This window comes from Pimelobacter simplex (genome assembly GCF_024662235.1).
Classification (GTDB): domain Bacteria; phylum Actinomycetota; class Actinomycetes; order Propionibacteriales; family Nocardioidaceae; genus Nocardioides.
In genome coordinates this window covers 4,104,419-4,124,013 of record NZ_CP096276.1, presented here as the reverse complement: position 1 = coordinate 4,124,013, position 19,595 = coordinate 4,104,419, and the positions used below count along the sequence as shown (strand labels likewise).

16 protein-coding genes are annotated in these 19,595 nt (G+C 72.7%); 12 read left to right on the top strand and 4 right to left on the bottom strand.

Going from position 1 to position 19,595, the window contains the following annotated elements; genetic code table 11:
• Positions 1-52: 52 nt before the first annotated feature.
• Positions 53-610, bottom strand: a complete 558-nt coding sequence (locus M0M48_RS20305) for a DUF6230 family protein (RefSeq protein ID WP_215812799.1) — start codon at positions 608-610, stop codon at positions 53-55.
• A gap of 244 nt (positions 611-854) precedes the next feature.
• Here M0M48_RS20305 and lepB point away from each other — a divergent pair, with 244 nt between their 5' ends.
• The 3 genes from lepB to M0M48_RS20290 all read left to right on the top strand — a co-directional run bounded on the left by lepB (position 855) and on the right by M0M48_RS20290 (position 3,885).
• The gene (lepB, locus tag M0M48_RS20300) at positions 855-1,499 is read left to right on the top strand and encodes a signal peptidase I (RefSeq protein ID WP_215812800.1); all 645 of its coding nucleotides are present in this window, start codon (positions 855-857) and stop codon (positions 1,497-1,499) included.
• A gap of 104 nt (positions 1,500-1,603) precedes the next feature.
• Positions 1,604-2,935: a hypothetical protein gene (locus M0M48_RS20295; RefSeq protein ID WP_257752520.1), complete on the top strand. Its 1,332-nt coding sequence runs from the start codon at positions 1,604-1,606 to the stop codon at positions 2,933-2,935.
• Positions 2,932-3,885 (top strand): DUF4393 domain-containing protein, encoded by a 954-nt coding sequence (locus tag M0M48_RS20290; RefSeq protein ID WP_257752519.1) that lies wholly within the window; start codon positions 2,932-2,934, stop codon positions 3,883-3,885. Before M0M48_RS20295 ends, M0M48_RS20290 begins: the two co-directional genes overlap by 4 nt.
• Before the next feature lie 2 nt (positions 3,886-3,887).
• Here M0M48_RS20290 and M0M48_RS20285 read toward each other — a convergent pair whose 3' ends face one another.
• Entirely contained in the window at positions 3,888-5,381 is a 1,494-nt protein-coding gene (locus tag M0M48_RS20285; protein ID WP_257752518.1) for a helix-turn-helix domain-containing protein, read from the bottom strand.
• 457 nt (positions 5,382-5,838) lie between these two features.
• Here M0M48_RS20285 and clpB point away from each other — a divergent pair, with 457 nt between their 5' ends.
• The 8 genes from clpB to M0M48_RS20245 all read left to right on the top strand — a co-directional run bounded on the left by clpB (position 5,839) and on the right by M0M48_RS20245 (position 17,283).
• Positions 5,839-8,430: an ATP-dependent chaperone ClpB gene (clpB, locus tag M0M48_RS20280; RefSeq protein ID WP_257752517.1), complete on the top strand. Its 2,592-nt coding sequence runs from the start codon at positions 5,839-5,841 to the stop codon at positions 8,428-8,430.
• Between the two features lie 168 nt (positions 8,431-8,598).
• On the top strand, positions 8,599-8,688 hold the full coding sequence (locus tag M0M48_RS20275; protein WP_215812806.1) for a potassium-transporting ATPase subunit F: 90 nt from the start codon (positions 8,599-8,601) through the stop codon (positions 8,686-8,688).
• 2 nt (positions 8,689-8,690) lie between these two features.
• Entirely contained in the window at positions 8,691-10,349 is a 1,659-nt protein-coding gene (kdpA, locus tag M0M48_RS20270; RefSeq protein ID WP_257752516.1) for a potassium-transporting ATPase subunit KdpA, read from the top strand.
• Positions 10,346-12,385: a potassium-transporting ATPase subunit KdpB gene (gene kdpB / locus M0M48_RS20265; protein WP_215812808.1), complete on the top strand. Its 2,040-nt coding sequence runs from the start codon at positions 10,346-10,348 to the stop codon at positions 12,383-12,385. The genes kdpA and kdpB overlap by 4 nt, the downstream gene beginning before the upstream one ends.
• Positions 12,386-12,390: 5 nt before the next feature.
• Positions 12,391-12,963, top strand: a complete 573-nt coding sequence (kdpC, locus tag M0M48_RS20260; RefSeq protein ID WP_257752515.1) for a potassium-transporting ATPase subunit KdpC — start codon at positions 12,391-12,393, stop codon at positions 12,961-12,963.
• A gap of 4 nt (positions 12,964-12,967) precedes the next feature.
• On the top strand, positions 12,968-15,490 hold the full coding sequence (locus M0M48_RS20255; protein ID WP_257752514.1) for a sensor histidine kinase: 2,523 nt from the start codon (positions 12,968-12,970) through the stop codon (positions 15,488-15,490).
• Positions 15,487-16,170, top strand: coding sequence for a response regulator transcription factor (locus tag M0M48_RS20250; RefSeq protein ID WP_215812811.1), 684 nt, complete (start codon positions 15,487-15,489; stop codon positions 16,168-16,170). The genes M0M48_RS20255 and M0M48_RS20250 overlap by 4 nt, the downstream gene beginning before the upstream one ends.
• 51 nt (positions 16,171-16,221) lie before the next feature.
• On the top strand, positions 16,222-17,283 hold the full coding sequence (locus M0M48_RS20245) for a hypothetical protein (RefSeq protein ID WP_257759262.1): 1,062 nt from the start codon (positions 16,222-16,224) through the stop codon (positions 17,281-17,283).
• A 12-nt stretch (positions 17,284-17,295) separates the two neighbouring features.
• Here the strand turns inward: M0M48_RS20245 and M0M48_RS20240 are convergent, their stop codons facing one another.
• The gene (locus M0M48_RS20240) at positions 17,296-18,492 is read right to left on the bottom strand and encodes a pyridoxal phosphate-dependent aminotransferase (protein WP_257759261.1); all 1,197 of its coding nucleotides are present in this window, start codon (positions 18,490-18,492) and stop codon (positions 17,296-17,298) included.
• Between the two features lie 56 nt (positions 18,493-18,548).
• Here M0M48_RS20240 and pyrE point away from each other — a divergent pair, with 56 nt between their 5' ends.
• Entirely contained in the window at positions 18,549-19,094 is a 546-nt protein-coding gene (pyrE, locus tag M0M48_RS20235) for an orotate phosphoribosyltransferase (RefSeq protein ID WP_215812813.1), read from the top strand.
• Between the two features lie 54 nt (positions 19,095-19,148).
• Here the strand turns inward: pyrE and M0M48_RS20230 are convergent, their stop codons facing one another.
• On the bottom strand, positions 19,149-19,580 hold the full coding sequence (locus tag M0M48_RS20230) for a VOC family protein (protein WP_257752512.1): 432 nt from the start codon (positions 19,578-19,580) through the stop codon (positions 19,149-19,151).
• Positions 19,581-19,595: the final 15 nt, after the last annotated feature.

The window sequence follows — 19,595 nt, the reverse complement described above, 5'->3', positions numbered from 1 at the left end:
TGGGGCGCGCGGCCGCACGCCCCACGAGGTGGGGTGCTGAGACGAGCCGGCGTCAGTTGCCGAGCGCGACCTTGAGCGACAGGTTGTCGAGGGCGAGGCTCTCGAGCGTGATCGCGTACGCGGTGGCGTGGACGTTCGGCAGGTCGGCCGAGGAGCTCGTCAGGGCGAACCCGTCGGCGACGTACCCGCTGTCGGTGGCCGTGTTGGTGAACCCGGCCTGGGACTGCGCGACACCGATGGTGGTGGTGCCGAGCGTGGCGCCGTCGGGCGTGTCGAGCGTCTTGGCGTTGAGCCCCACCGCTCCGAGCCCGATCGTGGTGTCGGTCGAGCTCACCTCGAGGTGCGCCGGCAGGTTGATCAGCGGGATGGTCACGTTCGGCGTGATCACCTTGATGCCGCTGGCGTTGGTGTTCGCCCCGGTCTCGGCGTAGATCGTGGCCTGGTTGCCCCCGGCGACGTTGGCCGCGCCGGTGCGCGCCTTGAGGCCGTCGCTGGTGATCCGGTCGCTGGTGAGCGTGAACCCGTCGGCCGACGACAGCACGGCGCCGACCATTCCCTGCAGCATGGCGACGCCGAGCCCTGCGGTGAGCAGGGTGGCCGGAACCGTCACGGCTGCGAACCGACCCAGACGGGTACGGCCCATTCCTTCTACCTTGTTCAACTTTCCTCCCAAAGGGCATCCGCCGATCCCTCCCGAACCGGCGGTGGAGCGAGGCCGCATCCCCATGCCCTTGGCCTACGCGTGACGGAGTGTGACACACATCGCACGGAAAGCGCGACACCCTGTCGCGTTTTCTTCTCAGGTGCCCGAGCCCCCTGCCGAGGGCCGTCGCGATGACCTACCGTTGCGCGTCGTGAGCCACCGTGCGGAGTCCCGTCGCCCCTGGGTACGCCGCGTCCTGGGCGTCGGCGCACTGGTCGTCTTCTTCGTCGTGATGCTCGCCGTGATCGCGGCGCTGGCGTTCTCGGTCAAGGTCTCCGGAAGCAGCATGGAGCCCACGCTCTCGACCGGGGACCGGCTCCTCGTCGACCCGTTCGGCACCGGCGAGATCGCTCGCTTCGACATCATCGAGAGCACCCTCGGCGATCGCGAGATCCCGGTCGTGAAGCGGGTGATCGGGCTCCCGGGCGACCAGGTCCGGGTGCGGCTGGAGAAGGCCGGGCCGCCGGTGGTCGAGGTCCGCCCGGCGGGCGCGCGGACGACGTACGTGGTGGCGAACCCGACCTGGCCCGGTCGGACGGGCGACAAGGTCGCGCCCTGCTGCGCCGACGACGGCACCTCGCTGCGACCGGACGTCCGTCCGGCGTGGGCGACCGTGCCCGACGGCGGCTACTGGGTGATCGGCGACAACTGGGGTGGTTCGGACGACTCGCGCACGTTCGGGTTCGTGACCGCGGGGCAGGTGCGGGCCCGGATCGTCTACCGGCTGCAGCCGCTGGGCGAGCTGGGGCCGGTCCCGAACGACGCCCGGCTGGTCGAGGTTGCTGCGACACCGTGACCTGAGATCCCTGTGCCGTCCGCCACAACACGCGTTAACCTCCACCCGTCGGGACCGTCGCGTGCCATGGGGTGCGGCGGGGCTCGCGGGATCAGGGGGTGCGCGTGGACGCGGTGCTGAGGTGGCTGGAGGACTGGGTCGACCACGTCGACTGGTTCGCCTTCATCTCGATCCCCTTCTTCACCGGCATCATCGGCTGGCTGATCAACTGGTCGGGCCTGTGGATGCTCTTCAAGCCGATCACCTTCCACGGCTACCGGGTGCCCGGGCTGCGCGAGGTGGCCGCCGTGCTGCCGCGCAAGCTCCAGGAGATCCCCGGCCTGATGGAGGGCGGTGTCGGCTGGCAGGGCATCGTCCCGGCGCGCGCCGCCAAGATGGGCAGCATCGCGGTCGACAAGGTCATCGCCAAGCTCGGTACGCCGGCGGAGTTCTACTCCCAGCTCGAGCCCGACCAGATCGCCGAGCACATCGTCGCGGTCTTCCGCCCCGACCTGCCCGAGCTGGTCGACGAGGTGATGATGCGCGAGCACCCGCGGCTGTGGCGCGACCTGCCCCGGCCGGTGCGGCAGGCGGTCATCGACCGGGTGCAGGCGCAGCTGCCGGGCGTGGTCAAGACGATCACCGACGAGATCGGCGTCCACATCGACCAGCTGCTCGACCCGAAGATCATGGTCATCGACCACTTCCGCAAGAACCCCGAGCTGGTCGTCAAGGTCTTCAAGGACGTCGGTCAGCGCGAGCTCAACCTGATGGTCGCCTTCGGCTTCATCTTCGGCTTCCTGCTCGGCGTACCGGTCGCGATCATCGACCAGACCTGGCACATCTGGTGGCTGCTGCCGCTGCTGGGCGTCTTCGTCGGCTGGACCACCAACCTGCTCGGCATGTGGCTGATCTTCGACCCGCCGGAGGAGAAGCGGATCCTCGGCATCAAGGTGCAGGGCCTCTTCCTGCGCCGCCAGGACGAGTGCGCCGAGGTCTATGCGCGGATCATCGCCGACGACGTGATCACGCTGGAGCGCATCGGCGACTTCCTCATGGACGGCCCGCGCGGTGACCGCACCCGCCAGATGATCGCCACCGCGATGCGCCCCGCCATCGACAAGGCCGCCGGACCGCTGCGCGGCGCGGTCAACGTCGCGATGGGCGGACGTCGTTACGACAGCATCAAGGACTCCTTCGCCCAGGAGGCCGTGGGGCGCACCATCACGCCGTTCCGGGACGCCGAGTTCAGCCGCCAGCAGTCGGAGAAGATCCGGGTGCTGATCGCGCGGCGCACCAAGGAGCTGCCGCCCAAGGACTTCGTCGAGATGATGCGCTCGGCGATCAAGGAGGACGAGTGGATGCTCTACGCCCACGGCGCGATCATGGGCGCGGCGGGCGGGTTCCTCCACCTCGGCATCTTCAATTGGGGCTGGATACCCGGCTTCCCCCCGTGACCACCGTGACCACCGAAAGGGCGGCCATGACCGACGACCTCGACAACGACGGACTGCCGCGGCTGCCTGCGCTCACCGGGCCCGCGGTCGCCGAGTCGTTGCCCGGACTGGCGCGGGTCGCCGGGTCGGCCGCGCTGCACACCGCCGGCTGGGGCGTGCGTACGACGACCCGCAACTGGCTGCGCGTCGGCAAGGCCGTCACCAGCCGCGACGAGGCCGCCTCGCTGATCCGCGACGTCGGCTCGTACGTCGGCGCGCTGGGCGAGGTCGCCCGGCAGGTCTCCGGAGGGGTCCCCGTGGCCACCGCGCTGCTGCGGGCCGGCGAGTCGCTGGGCGGTGGCACCGCCGCGCCCGAGCGCCGCGAGTTCGCGCCCGCGCCCGTCGTGGACGGCCAGGTCGTCGGCTCGCGCCCCCAGACCCTGCGCGACCGCGGCAACGAGCTGCTCGCGCGCTCGCGCGACGTGTGGAGCCAGGACGACCGGCACCCCGCCTTCGACCGGATCCTCGACGAGCTCGCGCCCGACGAGGCGCGGATCCTGGTGATGCTGCTGCGCGACGGGCCGCAGCCGTCGGTCGACGTCCGCACGGGCGGGCCGATCGGGATGGTCAACAGCCAGCTGATCGCGCCGGGGCTCAACATGCTGGGGCCGCGGGCCGGGCTGCGCTACCTGGACCAGGTGCCGTCGTACATCAACAACCTGTTCCGGCTCGGGCTGATCTGGCTCTCGCGCGAGCCGGTGCGCGACCACCTGGAGTACCAGGTGCTCGAGGCGCAGCCCGACGTGCTGGGCGCGATGCACTCGGTGAAGTTCGCCAAGGTGGTCCGGCGCAGCATCCACCTCACGCCCTTCGGCGACGAGTTCTGCCGGCTCGCCCTGGTCGACGAGGAGACCGCGAGCGGCGACCTGCCCGAGCACGAGGCGCCGCCCGAGATCGACAACGGCCCCTAGCCCTAGCGGATGATCCGGCCGCCCGTCGCCGCCCACCAGCGGGCGCCGGCGCGGACCGGTGCCGGTAGCCGCCGGGCCGCGGCGAGCGCGCCGAGCTCGGGCTGCTCGGACATGCCCGCGGCGAACAGCGCGTCGCGGGCCACCTCGTCGTCCGCGGTGACCAGGCTGCGGAGCAGGTCGCCCGGCAGCGGGACGCCGGCCCAGCCGCAGATGCTCAGCCCGGCGCCGCGCACGACCGGGTCGGGGGAGGCCAGCCACGGCACCGGATCGGCGGTCTCGAAGGGGATCATCAGGGTCGAGAACGCGTACGCCGCCCCGTGCCGGGTCGTCTCGTCCGGCCCGTCGAGCGCCGTGACGCACAGCCGCTCGCGGACCGCGTCGGCGAACGGTGAGGCGGCGAGCAGGAAGCAGGACGTCGTCACGTGGGTGGCGCGGAAGTCGTAGAGCACCTCGAAGAGCAGACGCGCCAGCATCGTCTCGCCCTGGCTCGACCCGGTGATCTGGCCGGCGAGCGCGGAGGCGTGGGCGAAGTGGCGGTTGCGCCGGCTGCGGTTCCAGGCGGCGGCCCGGCGCGGCTCGACCAGCTCCTCGGTGAGCAGGGCCCGGACGGCCGCACGGAACTCGGGTGGGCAGCACGCGAGCGTGCCGCTGAGGATCGGCTGGCGCAGCGGGTCGCCGGCCGCCGCGTCGCAGGCGGCGGCGAACACCGGCACCAGCGGCAGCCAGTCGGAGCGGCGCAGGCCGCCGACGCTGCGCATGTTCTGGATGCCGAGGCAGCCGGAGCGGGCGACCAGCCAGGACTCGTGCCCGAGCAGCTCGCCGCACCAGGTGACGAGCTCGGGGGTGGGTCGCTCGGTGACCGCGCTGAGCAGGTCGCCGGAGCGCTGGATGCCGGGGACCTCGAGCGCCTGGCGGATCTCCTCGGCGACCACGTCGCCGTACGGGCTGCAGCGGAGCTTGCTCAGCGCCTCGTAGCGCAGCTGGTAGGCCGCGCCCGCCGAGCGCCCGACCTCGCCGACCAGCCGCGCGACCAGCGGGCGGACCGTCGCGGTGGGCAGGCCGAAGGGGGTCAGCGTGTGGTACTCCGCGAACCGCAGCCAGTCGTGGCCGGCGACCTCGTCGACCGCGACGGCGTCGCAGGCGGTGCTGAAGCCGGCGAGCGTCGGCTCGGGGAGATAGGGCTCGGTGTCGGCCGGAGCGTACGAGAACGTGCGCGCCAGGACGTCGACCGGTGCCCGCAGGTGACCGTAGGGCAGCCCGAGGGACCGTTCGTAGGCCGCGATCACCCGCCCGCTGCGCCGGCCCGCCGTCTCGACCCGCGACAGCGTCGCCGGGGACAGCGCGCTCTCCTCGCCGGCCCGCCGGGCCAGCTCCCGCAGCGGTACGCCGGCCGCGGCGCGCGTCGTCCGCAGCAGCCAGCCGATCCGCGCGGACACGTCGATCCGGGCGCCCGCCAGCGGGGAGGGGTCGTCGATCTCATCGGTGTGCCGAGCCACCAGGACATGGTGCCCCGGCGACGTCGCTCCTGCCGCGTTTCAGCACCGGTCGGGACCGAAACAATCGCCGCGGAGGTCGCGCGTCGTGCCACCGTGGACAGGCGCGGTCGGCCCTGTGGCCAGCACGGTGTGGGGTCGTGGCCTTCTCCGGGGACCAGGAGGACAGCCCGGGCCGACCGTGACGCACCGCCCACCGGGTGACCCGGCGGGCGACATCCGCGGGCCGACCATGAGGCTGCTCCCCGTACGCCCCTCGAGAGGCTGGGTGCGGGTGGTCGGCGTCGGCAACACCGACACGCGGAAGGGTGGTGCGCCGCGGAACCGGTTCGTGCCCGTGGTCGTGCGGCACGGATGACGGCGCTCGCAGATTTCTCAGAGTTGAGTGGAATGGACTCAACTTTGCTGACGTTGAGGTGGTCAAGTCGATCATCCCAACGACACAGGAGAGACTCTGCACATGAGCCAGTTCGGGGCCGACAAGTTCACCACCCGTAGCCGCGAGGCGATCGAGGCCGCCCAGCTTGCCGCGACCACGGCGGGCAACACGACCGTCGAGCCCATCCACCTGCTCGTCGCGCTGCTGCTGCAGAACGACGGGACCGCGGCCAGCCTGGTCGCGAAGGCGGGCGTCGACGTACCTCAGGTCGTCCACGCGGCGTCCGCGGCGCGCGACGCCCTGCCGCGGGCCAGCGGCGCGACCGTCCAGCAGCCCTCGGGCTCGGCCGCGCTCACCCGCGTGCTGGCCTCGGCGCTCGACCTGGCGCGGTCGATGAAGGACGACTACGTCGCCTCGGAGCACCTGCTCATCGCGCTGGCGACGGTCGAGTCGAGCGCGCGCACCGTGCTGACCGACGCCGGGCTGACCGAGGAGGGGCTGCGCGCCTCCCTCGCGGCCGTGCGCGGCGACCGGCGGGTGACCAGCCAGGACGCCGAGGACACCTACGAGGCGCTGGAGAAGTACTCCGTCGACCTCACCTCCGCGGCCGAGGACGGCAAGCTCGACCCGGTCATCGGCCGGGACCAGGAGATCCGCCGGGTGATCCAGGTGCTGAGCCGGCGGACCAAGAACAACCCCGTGCTCATCGGCGAGCCCGGCGTCGGCAAGACCGCCGTCGTCGAAGGCCTCGCCCAGCGCGTGGTCGCGGGCGACGTCCCCGACAGCCTCAAGGGCAAGCGGGTGCTGAGCCTCGACCTGATGGGCATGGTCGCGGGCGCCAAGTACCGCGGCGAGTTCGAGGAGCGGCTCAAGGCCGTCCTCGACGAGATCAAGCAGGCCGAGGGCAAGGTCATCACGTTCATCGACGAGCTGCACACGGTCGTCGGCGCGGGCGCCGGCGGCGACAGCCAGATGGACGCCGGCAACATGCTCAAGCCGATGCTCGCGCGCGGTGAGCTGCACATGATCGGTGCCACCACGCTCGACGAGTACCGCGAGTCGATCGAGAAGGACCCCGCCCTGGAGCGCCGCTTCCAGCAGGTGTTCGTGGGGGAGCCCTCGGTCGAGGACACCATCCAGATCCTGCGCGGCATCCTGGAGAAGTACGAGGCCCACCACGGCGTCCGGATCACCGACGCCGCGCTCGTGGCCGCCGCGACCCTCTCCGACCGCTACATCACCGGCCGCCAGCTCCCCGACAAGGCGATCGACCTCGTCGACGAGGCCGCGTCCCGGCTGCGCATGGAGATCGAGAGCAGCCCCGAGGAGATCGACCAGCTCCGCCGCCAGGTCGACCGGCTCAAGATGGAGGAGTTCGCGCTCGCCAAGGAGTCCGACGACGCCTCGCGCGAGCGGCTCGACGTCCTGCGCCAGGACCTCGCCGACAAGGAGGAGGAGCTGCGCGGGCTCGAGGCCCGCTGGGAGCGGGAGAAGTCCGAGCTCGAGGGCGAGGGCGCGCTGCGCCGCCAGCTCGACCAGCTGCGCGTCGAGGCCGACAAGCTGACCCGCGAGGGCAACCTGGCCGGCGCCAGCGAGGTCCTCTACGGCCAGATCCCTGCCCTGGAGCAGCAGATCAAGGCCGTCGAGGCGGTCGAGGACGCCGAGCCGGTGGCCGAGAAGCTCGTCGGCGAGGAGGTCGGCGCGGCCCAGGTCGCCGAGGTCGTCGAGGCCTGGACCGGCATCCCCACGGGCCGCCTGCTCCAGGGCGAGACCGCCAAGCTGCTCGACATGGAGCAGGCCATCGGCGCCCGCCTGATCGGTCAGGCCGACGCGGTGCGCGCCGTCAGCGACGCCGTACGACGGGCGCGGGCCGGGATCTCCGACCCCGACCGCCCGACCGGCTCGTTCCTGTTCCTCGGCCCCACCGGTGTCGGCAAGACCGAGCTCGCCAAGTCGCTGGCCGACTTCCTGTTCGACGACGACCGGGCGATCGTCCGCATCGACATGAGCGAGTACGCCGAGAAGCACTCCGTCGCGCGCCTCGTCGGTGCCCCTCCGGGCTACGTCGGCTACGACGAGGGCGGTCAGCTCACCGAGGCGGTGCGCCGGCGTCCCTACTCGGTCGTCCTGCTCGACGAGGTCGAGAAGGCCCACCCCGAGGTCTTCGACATCCTGCTGCAGGTGCTCGACGACGGCCGGCTGACCGACGGCCAGGGCCGCACGGTCGACTTCCGCAACACGCTCCTGATCCTCACCTCCAACCTGGGCTCGCAGTACCTCGTCGACCTGACGATGGACCCCGCGGCGCAGAAGGAGGCGGTCCTGGGTGTCGTGCGCCAGGCGTTCAAGCCCGAGTTCCTCAACCGGCTCGACGAGATCGTCACGTTCGACGCGCTGACCCGCGACGACCTCGCGCACATCGTCGAGCTCCAGCTGCGCTCGTTGGAGGCCCGGCTCGCCGGCCGGCGGATCACCCTCGCGGTGACGCCGGAGGCGCGGGCCTGGCTCGCCGACGCCGGCTACGACCCGGCCTACGGCGCCCGGCCGCTGCGCCGCCTGGTGCAGACCGCGATCGGCGACCCGCTCGCGCGGATGCTCATCGGCGGCGAGGTCGCCGACGGCGGCTCGGTCACGGTCGACCGCGGCGACGACGGGCTCGTGCTCACCGCCTGAGCACGCCCGGCCCGCAGCACCCGAGGGCTCCCCGGACCACGGTCCGGGGAGCCCTCGGCGGCTCCGGGTGGTGCGCCGGACCACAGCGGCGGCAAGACGGCGTCAACGGGCGCTAAGAACGCATCAAGACACGGGGTTCCGGGCGGGAGCCGGGCCAGGCTCGGCCACATGAGTATTGAAAGCGGCCTGCTGATCGCGGGGGTGATCGCCGTGGCGATCTACCTCCTCGTGGCCCTGGTCCTCCCGGAGCGCTTCTAGACATGTCCGACACGCTTGCCGGGCTGCTGAGCGTCGCAGTCCTGGCCCTCCTCCTCGCGGCCGTGTACGTCCCCCTCGGCGACTACATGGCGCGCGTCTACACCTCGTCCCGTCACCTGCGCGTGGAGCGCCTGGTCTACCGCCTCAGCGGGGTGCGCCCCGACGTCGAGCAGAGCCCGAAGGCCTACGCGCTCAGCGTCGTGGGCTTCTCGCTCGTCGGCGTCGTGGTGCTCATGGCCATCCTGATCGGGCAGTCCCACCTGCCGATGAACCGGGACCTGCCCGGGATGCCGTTCTGGATGTCCTTCAACACCGCGGCGTCCTTCGTGGCCAACACCAACTGGCAGTCGTACGCCGGTGAGTCCACCCTCGGCTTCACGGCCCAGATGGCCGGGCTGGCGGTGCAGAACTTCCTGTCCGCGGCGGTCGGCATGGCGGTCGCGATCGCGCTGGTCCGCGGCTTCGTGCGGGTCAAGGACGGCACGCTGGGCAACTTCTGGGTCGACCTGACCCGGGGCACCCTGCGGATCCTGCTGCCGATCGCCTTCGTGGGCGCTCTGCTGCTCATCGCGGGCGGTGTCATCCAGTCGTTCTCGGACTCGACGATGCACACGCTCTCGGGCGCCGACCAGGTGCTCACCGGGGGACCGGTCGCCAGCCAGGAGGCGATCAAGGAGCTCGGCACCAACGGCGGCGGCTTCTTCAACGCCAACTCGGCGCACCCGTTCGAGAACCCCAGCGGTTTCACGAACCTGCTCGAGATCTTCCTGATCCTCGTCATCCCGATCGCGCTGACCCGCACGCTCGGCACCCTGCTCGGCAAGCGCCGCCAGGGCCTGGCCGTGCTCGGCGCGATGCTCTTCCTGATGGCGGTCTCGCTGACCGTGGTCACCGCGGCCGAGGTCGGCGGGCACTCGGTCACCGCGCAGGCCGCGGGTGCCGCGATGGAGGGCAAGGAGACCCGGTTCGGCGAGTGGGCCTCGGCGCTGTTCGGCATGGCCACCACCGGTACGTCGACCGGCGCGGTCAACTCCGCGCACGACTCGTTCACCCCGGCCGGCGGAGGCGGCGTCCTGGTCAACATGATGCTCGGCGAGATCACGCCCGGCGGTGTGGGATCGGGCATCTACGGCATCCTCGTGATGGCGATCCTCACGGTCTTCGTGGCCGGCCTCATGGTCGGGCGCACGCCCGAGCTGCTGGGCAAGAAGATCGGCGCGCGCCAGATGACCTTCGTCGCGCTCTACACGCTGACCACCCCGGCCCTCGTGCTCGTCGGCACCGGTGTCGCGATGGCGCTCGGCGCGACCCCCGACGCGATGGGCAATCCGGGCGGGCACGGCTTCAGCGAGGTGCTCTACGCCTACACGTCCGGCGCCAACAACAACGGCAGCGCGTTCGGCGGGATCACGGTGACCTCGACCTTCTTCCAGGTCACCATCGGCCTCGCGATGCTGCTCGGCCGGCTGATCCCGATCGTCCTCGTCCTGCTGCTGGCCGGCTCGCTCGCCCAGCAGGGCAAGGTCCCCGAGACCGCCGGCACCCTGCCCACCCACAAGCCCCTCTTCGTCGGGATGCTGGTCGGCGTCATCCTCATCATGACCGGCCTCACGTACTTCCCGGCGCTCGCTCTCGGACCGATCGCAGAGGCCCTCGCATGACCACCCACGCCGTCCCCCGCACCTCCCTGCGCCTGCTCGGAGCCCAGGCGCTCGCGCAGCTCCCGGAGGCGCTCCGCAAGCTGGATCCGCGTCACCTGTGGCGCTCCCCGGTGATGTTCCTGGTCTGGCTCGGCTCGGTCGCGACGACCGTCGCCGCGGTCGCCGACCCCAGCCTGTTCACGATCTCGGTCGCGATCTGGCTCTGGCTGACCGTCGTCTTCGGCAACCTCGCCGAGGCGGTCGCCGAGGGCCGCGGCAAGGCGCAGGCCGCCTCGCTGCGGGCCACCCGGACCGACACGGTCGCCCGGCTCCTCGGGGACGACGGCACGGAGACCCCGGTCGCGGGCACCCGGCTCAAGGTCGGCGACCTCGTCGTCGTCGAGGCGGGCGAGGTGATCCCCGGCGACGGCGACGTCGTCGAGGGCATCGCGTCGGTCGACGAGTCCGCGATCACCGGCGAGTCCGCGCCGGTGATCCGCGAGGCCGGCGGCGACCGCAGCGCGGTGACCGGCGGTACCCGGGTCCTCTCGGACCGGATCGTCGTCAAGATCACCGCCGCCGCGGGCGAGACCTTCCTGGACCGGATGATCGCGCTCGTCGAGGGCACCTCGCGCAAGAAGACCCCCAACGAGATCGCGCTGTCGATCCTGCTGGTCAGCCTGACGCTGGTCTTTCTCACCGCGGTGGCCACGCTGCCGCCGATGGCCGACTACGCCGGCGCCCCGCAGGACCTCGTCGTCCTGGTCGCCCTGCTGGTCTGCCTGATCCCGACCACGATCGGCGCGCTGCTCTCGGCGATCGGCATCGCCGGCATGGACCGCCTGGTGCGGGTCAACGTGCTCGCCATGTCCGGCCGCGCGGTCGAGGCGGCGGGCGACGTCAGCACGCTGCTCCTCGACAAGACCGGCACGATCACCTACGGCAACCGCCAGGCGGCCCGGTTCGTCCCCGCCCCCGGGGTGAGCGAGGAGCGGCTGCGCGACGTCGCGCGGCTGTCGAGCCTCGCCGACCAGACGCCGGAAGGTCGCTCGATCGTCGAGCTCGCCCTCACGCAGGGTGCCGACGACCGCGACCTTCCGGCCGGGGCGGCCTTCGTCGAGTTCACCGCGCAGACCCGCATGTCGGGCGTCGACCTCGCCGACGGCACCCAGGTCCGCAAGGGCGCCGGCTCCGCCGTCGCCGCCTGGCTCGGGGCGAACCCGTCGCCCGAGGTCACCGACGTGGTCGACGAGATCGCCCGCTCCGGCGGTACGCCGCTCGTGATCGGCTGCATCGACGCGGGCGCCACCGAAGGGCGCGTGCTGGGCGTCGTCCACCTCAAGGACGTCGTCAAGCAGGGCATGCGCGAGCGCTTCGACGAGCTGCGCTCGATGGGCATCCGCACGGTGATGATCACCGGCGACAACGCCCTCACCGCGCGGGCGATCGCCGACGAGGCGGGGGTCGACGACTTCCTCGCCGAGGCGACGCCCGAGGACAAGATGGCGTACATCCGCAAGGAGCAGGAGGGCGGCCGGCTCGTCGCGATGACCGGTGACGGCACCAACGACGCCCCGGCGCTCGCCGCGGCCGACGTCGGCGTCGCGATGAACAGCGGCACCGCGGCCGCCAAGGAGGCCGGCAACATGGTCGACCTCGACTCCGACCCGACGAAGCTCATCGACATCGTCGAGATCGGCAAGCAGCTGCTCATCACGCGCGGGGCGCTGACGACCTTCTCGATCGCCAATGACGTCGCGAAGTACTTCGCGATCATCCCGGCGATGTTCGTCGCGGCGTACCCCTCGCTCGACCGGCTCAACGTGATGGGCCTGGCCACGCCGCAGTCGGCGATCCTGTCGGCCGTCATCTTCAACGCCCTCGTCATCGTCGGCCTGATCCCGCTCGCGCTGCGGGGCGTGCGCTTCCGGGCCGCGTCGGCGACGGCGGTGCTGCGGCGCAACATCCTCGTCTTCGGGCTGGGCGGCATCGTCGTCCCGTTCGCCGGCATCAAGCTCATCGACCTGCTCGTCTCGACCATCCCCGGAATCGGCTGATCACCATGCTCACTGACCTCACCCGCCAGTCCCTCGCGGGACTCCGGCTCCTCCTCGTGATGACCGTCCTGCTCGGCGTCGGCTACCCGCTCGCCGTGTGGGCCGCGGGCCAGGCGTTCGGCGACCGCGCCGACGGCCAGCCGATCGAGAGCAACGGCCAGGTGGTCGGCTCCCGGCTGCTCGGGCAGCGGTTCGAGGGCGCGCAGTGGTTCCACAGCCGTCCCTCGGCCAACGACTACGACTCGCTGGCCTCGGCACCCAGCAACCTCGGCCCCAGCAACCCGGACCTGCTCGCCCTGATCGCCGAGCGCCGGGCGCAGGTCGCGCAGACCGAGGGCGTCGCCCCGGCCGCCGTACCGCCGGACGCGCTGACCGCCTCGGGCTCCGGCCTGGACCCGCACATCTCCCCGGCGTACGCCGCGCTCCAGGTCGAGCGCGTCGCGGCGGCCAACGGGCTCAGCGAGGCCACGGTCCGCCGGCTCGTGGCGGAGCACACGACCGGGCGGTCCCTCGGCTTCCTGGGCGAGCCCGGGGTCAACGTCCTCGAGCTCAACCTCGCGGTGCAGCGGGCAGACTGAGCCCATGGACCGAGGCAAGCTGCGCGTCTACCTCGGCGCCGCGCCGGGGGTGGGCAAGACCTACGCGATGCTCGACGAGGGCTTCCGGCGCGCGGAGCGCGGGACCGACGTCGTCATCGGGTACGTCGAGACGCACGGCCGCCCCAAGACCGAGGTGGCGCTGCGGGACCTCGAGCGGGTCCCGCGGCGCCGCCTCGACTACAAGGGCGCGGTGCTGGAGGAGATGGACCTCCAGGCCGTCCTCGACCGGCGGCCCGCGGTGGTCCTGGTCGACGAGCTCGCCCACACCAACGTCCCCGGCAGCACCCACGAGAAGCGCTGGCAGGACGTCGAGGCGCTGCTCGAGGCCGGCATCGAGGTCGTCACCACCGTCAACATCCAGCACCTGGAGTCGCTCAACGACGTGACCGAGGCGATCACCGGGGTGCGCCAGCGCGAGACCGTGCCGGACCACGTCGTCCGCTCCGCCGACCAGATCGAGCTGGTGGACATGAGCCCGCAGGCGCTGCGCCGGCGGATGGCGCACGGCAACATCTACGCCGCCGACAAGATCGACGCCGCGCTCTCGCGCTACTTCCGCGAGGGCAACCTCACCGCGCTGCGCGAGCTCGCCCTGCTCTGGCTGGCCGACCGGGTCGACGAGGGGCTGGAGCGCTACCGCGCCCAGCACGAGATCGACTCCACCTGGGCCACCCGCGAGCGGGTGATCGTCCCCGTCTCCGGCGGGCCCGAGTCGCTCACCCTGATGCGCCGCGCGGCCCGGATCGCCAGCCGCAGCGCCGGCGGCGAGTGGCAGGCGCTCTACGTCACCCGGCGCGACGGGCTCAGCGGCATCGCCCCCGACCGGCTCACCCAGCTCCGGGCCAAGGCCGAGGGCCTGGGCGGCACCTTCCACACCGTCGTCGGCGACGACCCGGCCGAAGGCATCCTCGACTTCGCCCGCGCCGAGAACGCCAGCCAGGTGCTCATCGGCGCCAGCCGCCGCGGCCGGGTCTCCGCACTGCTGCGCCCGGGCGTGGGGGAGCGGGTGGTCGCCGCCTCCGGCGACATCGACGTCCACATCGTCACCCACGAGCACGCCCGCCGCGGCGGTCCCAACCCGCTGCGCCCGCCCGCCACCCTCGGCCGCGGTCGCCGCATCGGGGGACTCGTCTTCGCGGTCCTCGGCCCGATCGGCTTCAGCCTGCTGCTCTGGGCGAGCAACGACCTGCACGGCCTGCCCACCGAGGCGATGACGCTCATGGTCGTCGTCGTGGTGACCGCGCTGATCGGCGGCCTGCTCCCGGCCGTGCTCGCCGCGCTGTTGAGCGGGGTGCTGCTCAACCTGCTCTTCACGCCGCCGCTCTACACGCTGACCATCGACGAGCCCGAGAACGCGATCGCGATCCTGCTCTTCGTCGTGGTGGGCATCTCGGTGTCCACGGTCGTCGACATCGCGGCCCGGCGTACCGCCCAGGCGGCCAAGGCGCGCGCCGAGGCCGACGCGCTCACCGTGCTCTCGCACAGCCTGCTCAACGCCAGCGACGACCTGGCCGGACTGCTCTCGTCGGCCTGCGAGCTCTTCAGCGCCCGCGGCGCCGCGGTGATCCGTCGTACCGGCGGGGGCGAGGAGGTCGTCGGCTCCTGCGGTACGCCGCCCGCGAGCGTCGAGGCCGCCGACATGAGCGCCGACATCGACGAGCAGACCGTCCTGGTCCTCGCCGGCTCGCGGCTGCCCGCCTCCGAGCGCGGCCTGCTCAACGCCTACGCCGCCTATGCCGGCGTCATGGCCGAGCGGCGCCGGGCCACCCGGGCCGAGGTCGAGCGGCTGCGGCTGGCCGAGGCCGACCGGACCCGGACCGCCCTGCTCGCCGCCGTCTCCCACGACCTGCGCTCGCCGCTGGCCGCGGTCAAGGCCGCCGTGTCGAGCCTGCGCAGCACCGACGTCCAGTGGTCGGCCCAGGACGAGGCCGACCTGCTGGAGACGATCGAGGAGGCCACCGACCGGCTCACCGCGCTCGTCACCAACCTGCTCGACATGAGCCGGATCCACACCGGCTCGGTCCGGGTCGCGCTCACCGAGACCGGGCTGACCCGGGCCGTCGACCAGGCGGTCGCGCCGCTGGCCGGCAGCGAGCGGATCGAGGTCGCCGTCGACCCCGAGACCGAGGTGCTCGCCGACCCCGGCCTGCTCGACCGGGTGCTCGCCAACATCTGCGAGAACGCGCTCAAGTACACCCCCGCCAGCGCCCGCATCCGGATCGACGCGGTCACCGACGGCGACCAGGTCACGCTCCGCATCGCCGACACCGGACCGGGGGTCGCGGTCGCCGAGCACGCCCGGCTGTTCGTGCCCTTCCAGCGGCTCGGCGACGTACCCGACCAGGAGGGCGTCGGGCTCGGGCTCGCCGTGGCGGCCGGGCTGACCGAGGCGATGGGTGGCACCATCGCCACCGAGGAGACCCCCGGTGGCGGGCTGACGTTCGTGCTGGAGCTCCCCGCCGCCCCGCTGCCCGACGTCCCGCGCCCGGAGGAGACCCCCGCATGACGATCGTCCTCGTGGTCGACGACGACCCGGCGATCCGCCGTACCCTCGCGATCAACCTGCGCGCCCGCGACTACGACGTCGAGACCGCCGGCGACGGGCGCTCGGCGCTCCAGGCCGTCGACGAGCGGATGCCCGACGTGATCCTGCTCGACCTCGGCCTGCCCGACCTCGACGGGGTGGCCGTGCTGCGCCGGCTGCGCACCTTCACCCAGGTCCCGGTGATCGTGGTCTCGGCGCGGACCGGCTCGGACGACAAGGTCGAGGCGCTCGACCTCGGCGCCGACGACTTCGTCACCAAGCCGTTCGTGATCGAGGAGCTCCTCGCCCGGATCCGCGCCACCACCCGCCGGGTGGGCGTCGAGGAGCCCGCGCTGCGGCTCGACGTCGACGGGCTCGTCCTCGACCTCGGCGACTCGCGGGCCACCCGCGACGGCACCGTGGTGCACCTGACGCCGACCGAGTGGGCGATCGTCGAGGTGCTGGCCAAGCGCCGCGGCAAGCTGGTCCGGCAGACCGAGCTGCTCCACGCGGTGTGGGGGCCGGCGTACGACCGTCAGACGAACTACCTGCGCGTCCACCTCGCCAGCATCCGCCGCAAGCTCGAGCGCGACCCCGCGCACCCGACGCTCTTCGTCACCGAGCCGGGCATGGGCTACCGGTTCGCGCCGGGCGGGGGCTGAGGGCCGGGTGCTGCCGCGGGCGGCCCTGGAGCCGTCTGGTGGAATGGGCCCATGACCAAGGAGGAGCCCCGGCCAGGACAGGCGACCCTCGCGGGAGCGCTGATCATCGGTGGCTCGGTCATCCTCGTGCTCGCTGCCTGGCAGCGGATCGCGACCCTGCGCACCCTCACGGTCCAGGAGAGCTTCGAGAAGGTCGTGCAGGACCCGCTCTTCACCGGGATGGGCTGGAGCGCGGACGACTTCTCGATGGCCGTGCGCGTGCTCTGCATCATCGGTGCGGCCGCCGCGACGGCCTCGGCCATCCTCGGCTTCCAGGTCTACAAGCGCTCGGCCAGCGCCCGGGTCGTGCTCACCGGCCTGGCCCCGTTCGTGTTCATCGGGGGCCTGGTCTCCGACGCCTTCCTGACGCCGATGGTGCTCGTCGGCGTCGCGCTGCTCTGGCTCCAGCCGACCCGCGACTGGTACGCCGGACGCCCCTGGGTCAAGCGCTACGAGGAGCGCCGCGCGGCGCGGCTCGGCACGCTCCGGCCGCCGGCCCCCTCGGCGCCGGCGTCGGCGCCGGCACCCGGTGCGGGCCCGGACTCCACGTCCACGTCCGCGCCGGCGCCGCGCCCGCTCACCGGCCCGGCGCCGATCCCGCCGCGCCTCCCGGGCCAGCGTCGCCGTACCGCCGCCGAGCGCGGCCCCCGCCCGCCGGCCCTGCGCCTGGCCTGCGTGCTCACCTGGGCCAGCTCGGCGCTGGCGATCGTGGGCCTCGGCTTCGGCGCGACCTTCGCCCAGCGGCTGGGCGAGGAGATGTTCCGGCAGATGACCCAGCAGCAGCCCAAGATGCTCGAGGCCTACCAGCTGACCGAGTCCGAGCTGGTCGCCACGCTCTACCTGCTCTTCGTGGGCGGCGCGCTGTGGGCGGTCGGCGCGACCGTGCTCGCCGGCCTGGCCTACGTGGGCCACAACTGGGCGCGCATCGTCCTGGCCGTCTCGGGCGCGAGCGCCGCCGCGGTGGCGCTGTTCTTTGCGCTCGCGCTGTGGCCGCTGGTGGTCCTCGTCGGGATGCTCGGCGCCGCGACCTGGCTGCTCACCCGGCCCGAGGTCGGGCGCTGGTTCCTGCCCTGAGCGGCGGGGTGCTCAGGCGCGCAGGTCGGCGCCGGCCAGGCGTCGTACGGCCTCGGCGATGACCTCGGGCCGCTTGCAGAACGCCCACCGCACGAGGTGCCGCCCGCTGCCGGGGGCGTCCGGGTCGTCGTAGAAGACCTCGGAGGGGATCGCCACGACGCCGGCCCGCTCGGGCAGCGCACGGCAGAAGTCGCCACCGCTGGCCCAGCCGAGCGCGCTCACGTCGGTGGTCGCGAAGTAGGTCCCCTCGGGCACGTAGGTGGTCAGCCCGGCCGCGCGCAGCCCGGCCACCAGTTGGTCGCGCTGGGCCTCCAGGTCGCCGGCCAGCGCGGTCGGGAAGGCGTCGCCCGCGTCGAGCGCCGCCGCGACCGCCGGCTGCAGCGGCGCGCCCGAGGTGTAGGTCAGCCACTGCTTCGCGCCGACCACCGCCGCCACCAGGTCGGCCGGACCGGTCGCCCAGCCCACCTTCCAGCCGGTGACCGACCAGGACTTGCCGGCGCTGGAGAGAGTCAGCGTCCGCTCGGCCATCCCCGGCAGCGTCGCGAGCGGCACGTGCCGGCGCCCGTCGAAGGTCAGGTGCTCGTAGACCTCGTCGGTCACCACGACGAGGTCGTGCTCCCGCGCGACCCGGGCCACGGCGGCCAGCTCGGTCGCGTCGAGCACCCGGCCCGTCGGGTTGTGCGGGGTGTTGAGCAGGATCAGCCTGGTGCGGTCGGTGACCGCGGCGGCGAGCTCGTCGGGGTCGAGCCGGAAGTCGGGGGCGCGCAGGGTCACCGGGCGTCGTACGCCGCCGGCGTAGTCGATCATCGCGGTGTAGGAGTCGTAGTACGGCTCCAGCACCACGACCTCGTCGCCCGGGTCGACCAGGCCGAGCAGCGCCCCGGCGATCGCCTCGGTGCAGCCGGTCGTCACCGCGACCTGGGTGTCGGGGTCGAGCACGAGCCCGTAGCGCCGCTCCTGGTGCCGGGCGATCGCCTGGCGCAGCGCGGGGACGCCGATGCCCGGCGCGTACTGGTTGGCGCCGCTGTGCAGCGCCGTGGCGGCCGCGTCGAGGAGCTCGGGCGGACCGTCGGTGTCGGGGAAGCCCTGACCGAGGTTGACCGCGCCGGTGCGCACGGCCAGCGCGGACATCTCGGCGAAGATCGTCTGGCCGGTGCCGGCGACCCGGGCGGCGACGCGGGCAGGGGTGGGCTCGACGGGCGGAGGCACGTCGCGACCCTATCCGGGATCGGCGGGCGGCAGCGTCCTCTCCTATCCTCAGGACCGTGACGACCACCGACACCTCCCTCGCCGCCGACATCGACGCCACCTGCCGCCTGACGGGCGAGTTCACGCTCCGCTCGGGCCAGGTCAGCAACGAGTACTTCGACAAGTACCTCTTCGAGGCCGACCCGCTCCTGCTGGCGCGCGTCGCGCGCGAGGTGGCGCAGCTGCTGCCCGGGGACGCCGACCTGCTCGGCGGGCTCGAGATGGGCGGGATCCCGATCGCGACGGCGGTGAGCCAGCTGGTCGGGCTGCCGGTGGTGTTCGTGCGCAAGAAGGCCAAGGAGTACGGCACCGCCAAGCTCGCCGAGGGCCCGTCGTACGACGGCAAGCGGGTCGTGCTCATCGAGGACGTCATCACGACCGGCGGCGCGGTGCGCGACGCCACGAGCGCGCTGCGCGAGGGCGGCGCGATCGTCGAGACCGTGGTCTGCGCGATCGACCGCAGCCCGGGCGAGGCGAACCCGCTGGCCGACGTCGCGCTCGAGGTCCGCGCGGTGCTGACCAAGGCCGAGCTGGACGCGGCCCGGGCGGCCGCCCAGGCCTGAGGCCTGGACGGGCCCGGCGGGCCGGTCGTCCTGCCGGTCGTCCTGCCGGGCGGGTCAGCCCTGCGGGGCGCCCGCGATGTTGACCAGCCACTGGACGCCGTAGCGGTCCTCGAGCATCCCGAAGCTGTCGCCCCAGGGCGCCTTCTCGAGCGGCTGGTGGATCGTCGCGCCCTCGGACAGGCCGTCCCACCAGGCGCGGAGGGTGGCCTCGTCCTCGGCCGGTCCGCTGATGCTGACCTGCTGCTGCTGGGGCTCACCGGGGACGTGCTGGGGGTGGTCGGCGCCCATGAGGAGCACCGAGTCGGAGACGGACAGGGCCGAGTGCATGACCCAGTCGACCTCCGCCTCGGCGACGCCCATCGCGGTACCGCCCATGTCGGCGAAGGTCATCACCTGGAGCTCGCCACCGAGGACGGAGCGGTAGAACTCCATCGCCTCGCGGGCCTGGCCGCGCCAGTTGATGTAGGGGTTGAGGTTGATCGTCATGGTTGCTCCCGGTGG

What these genes read in the sequence shown, in the direction of transcription:
- clpB (WP_257752517.1), top strand. Translation starts at nt 5,839, where the DNA reads ATGAGCCAGTTCGGGGCCGACAAGTTCACCACCCGTAGCCGCGAGGCG.
- M0M48_RS20275 (WP_215812806.1), top strand. Translation starts at nt 8,599, where the DNA reads ATGAGTATTGAAAGCGGCCTGCTGATCGCGGGGGTGATCGCCGTGGCG.
- kdpA (WP_257752516.1), top strand. Translation starts at nt 8,691, where the DNA reads ATGTCCGACACGCTTGCCGGGCTGCTGAGCGTCGCAGTCCTGGCCCTC.
- kdpB (WP_215812808.1), top strand. Translation starts at nt 10,346, where the DNA reads ATGACCACCCACGCCGTCCCCCGCACCTCCCTGCGCCTGCTCGGAGCC.
- kdpC (WP_257752515.1), top strand. Translation starts at nt 12,391, where the DNA reads ATGCTCACTGACCTCACCCGCCAGTCCCTCGCGGGACTCCGGCTCCTC.
- M0M48_RS20255 (WP_257752514.1), top strand. Translation starts at nt 12,968, where the DNA reads ATGGACCGAGGCAAGCTGCGCGTCTACCTCGGCGCCGCGCCGGGGGTG.
- M0M48_RS20250 (WP_215812811.1), top strand. Translation starts at nt 15,487, where the DNA reads ATGACGATCGTCCTCGTGGTCGACGACGACCCGGCGATCCGCCGTACC.
- M0M48_RS20245 (WP_257759262.1), top strand. Translation starts at nt 16,222, where the DNA reads ATGACCAAGGAGGAGCCCCGGCCAGGACAGGCGACCCTCGCGGGAGCG.
- M0M48_RS20230 (WP_257752512.1), bottom strand. Translation starts at nt 19,580, where the DNA reads ATGACGATCAACCTCAACCCCTACATCAACTGGCGCGGCCAGGCCCGC.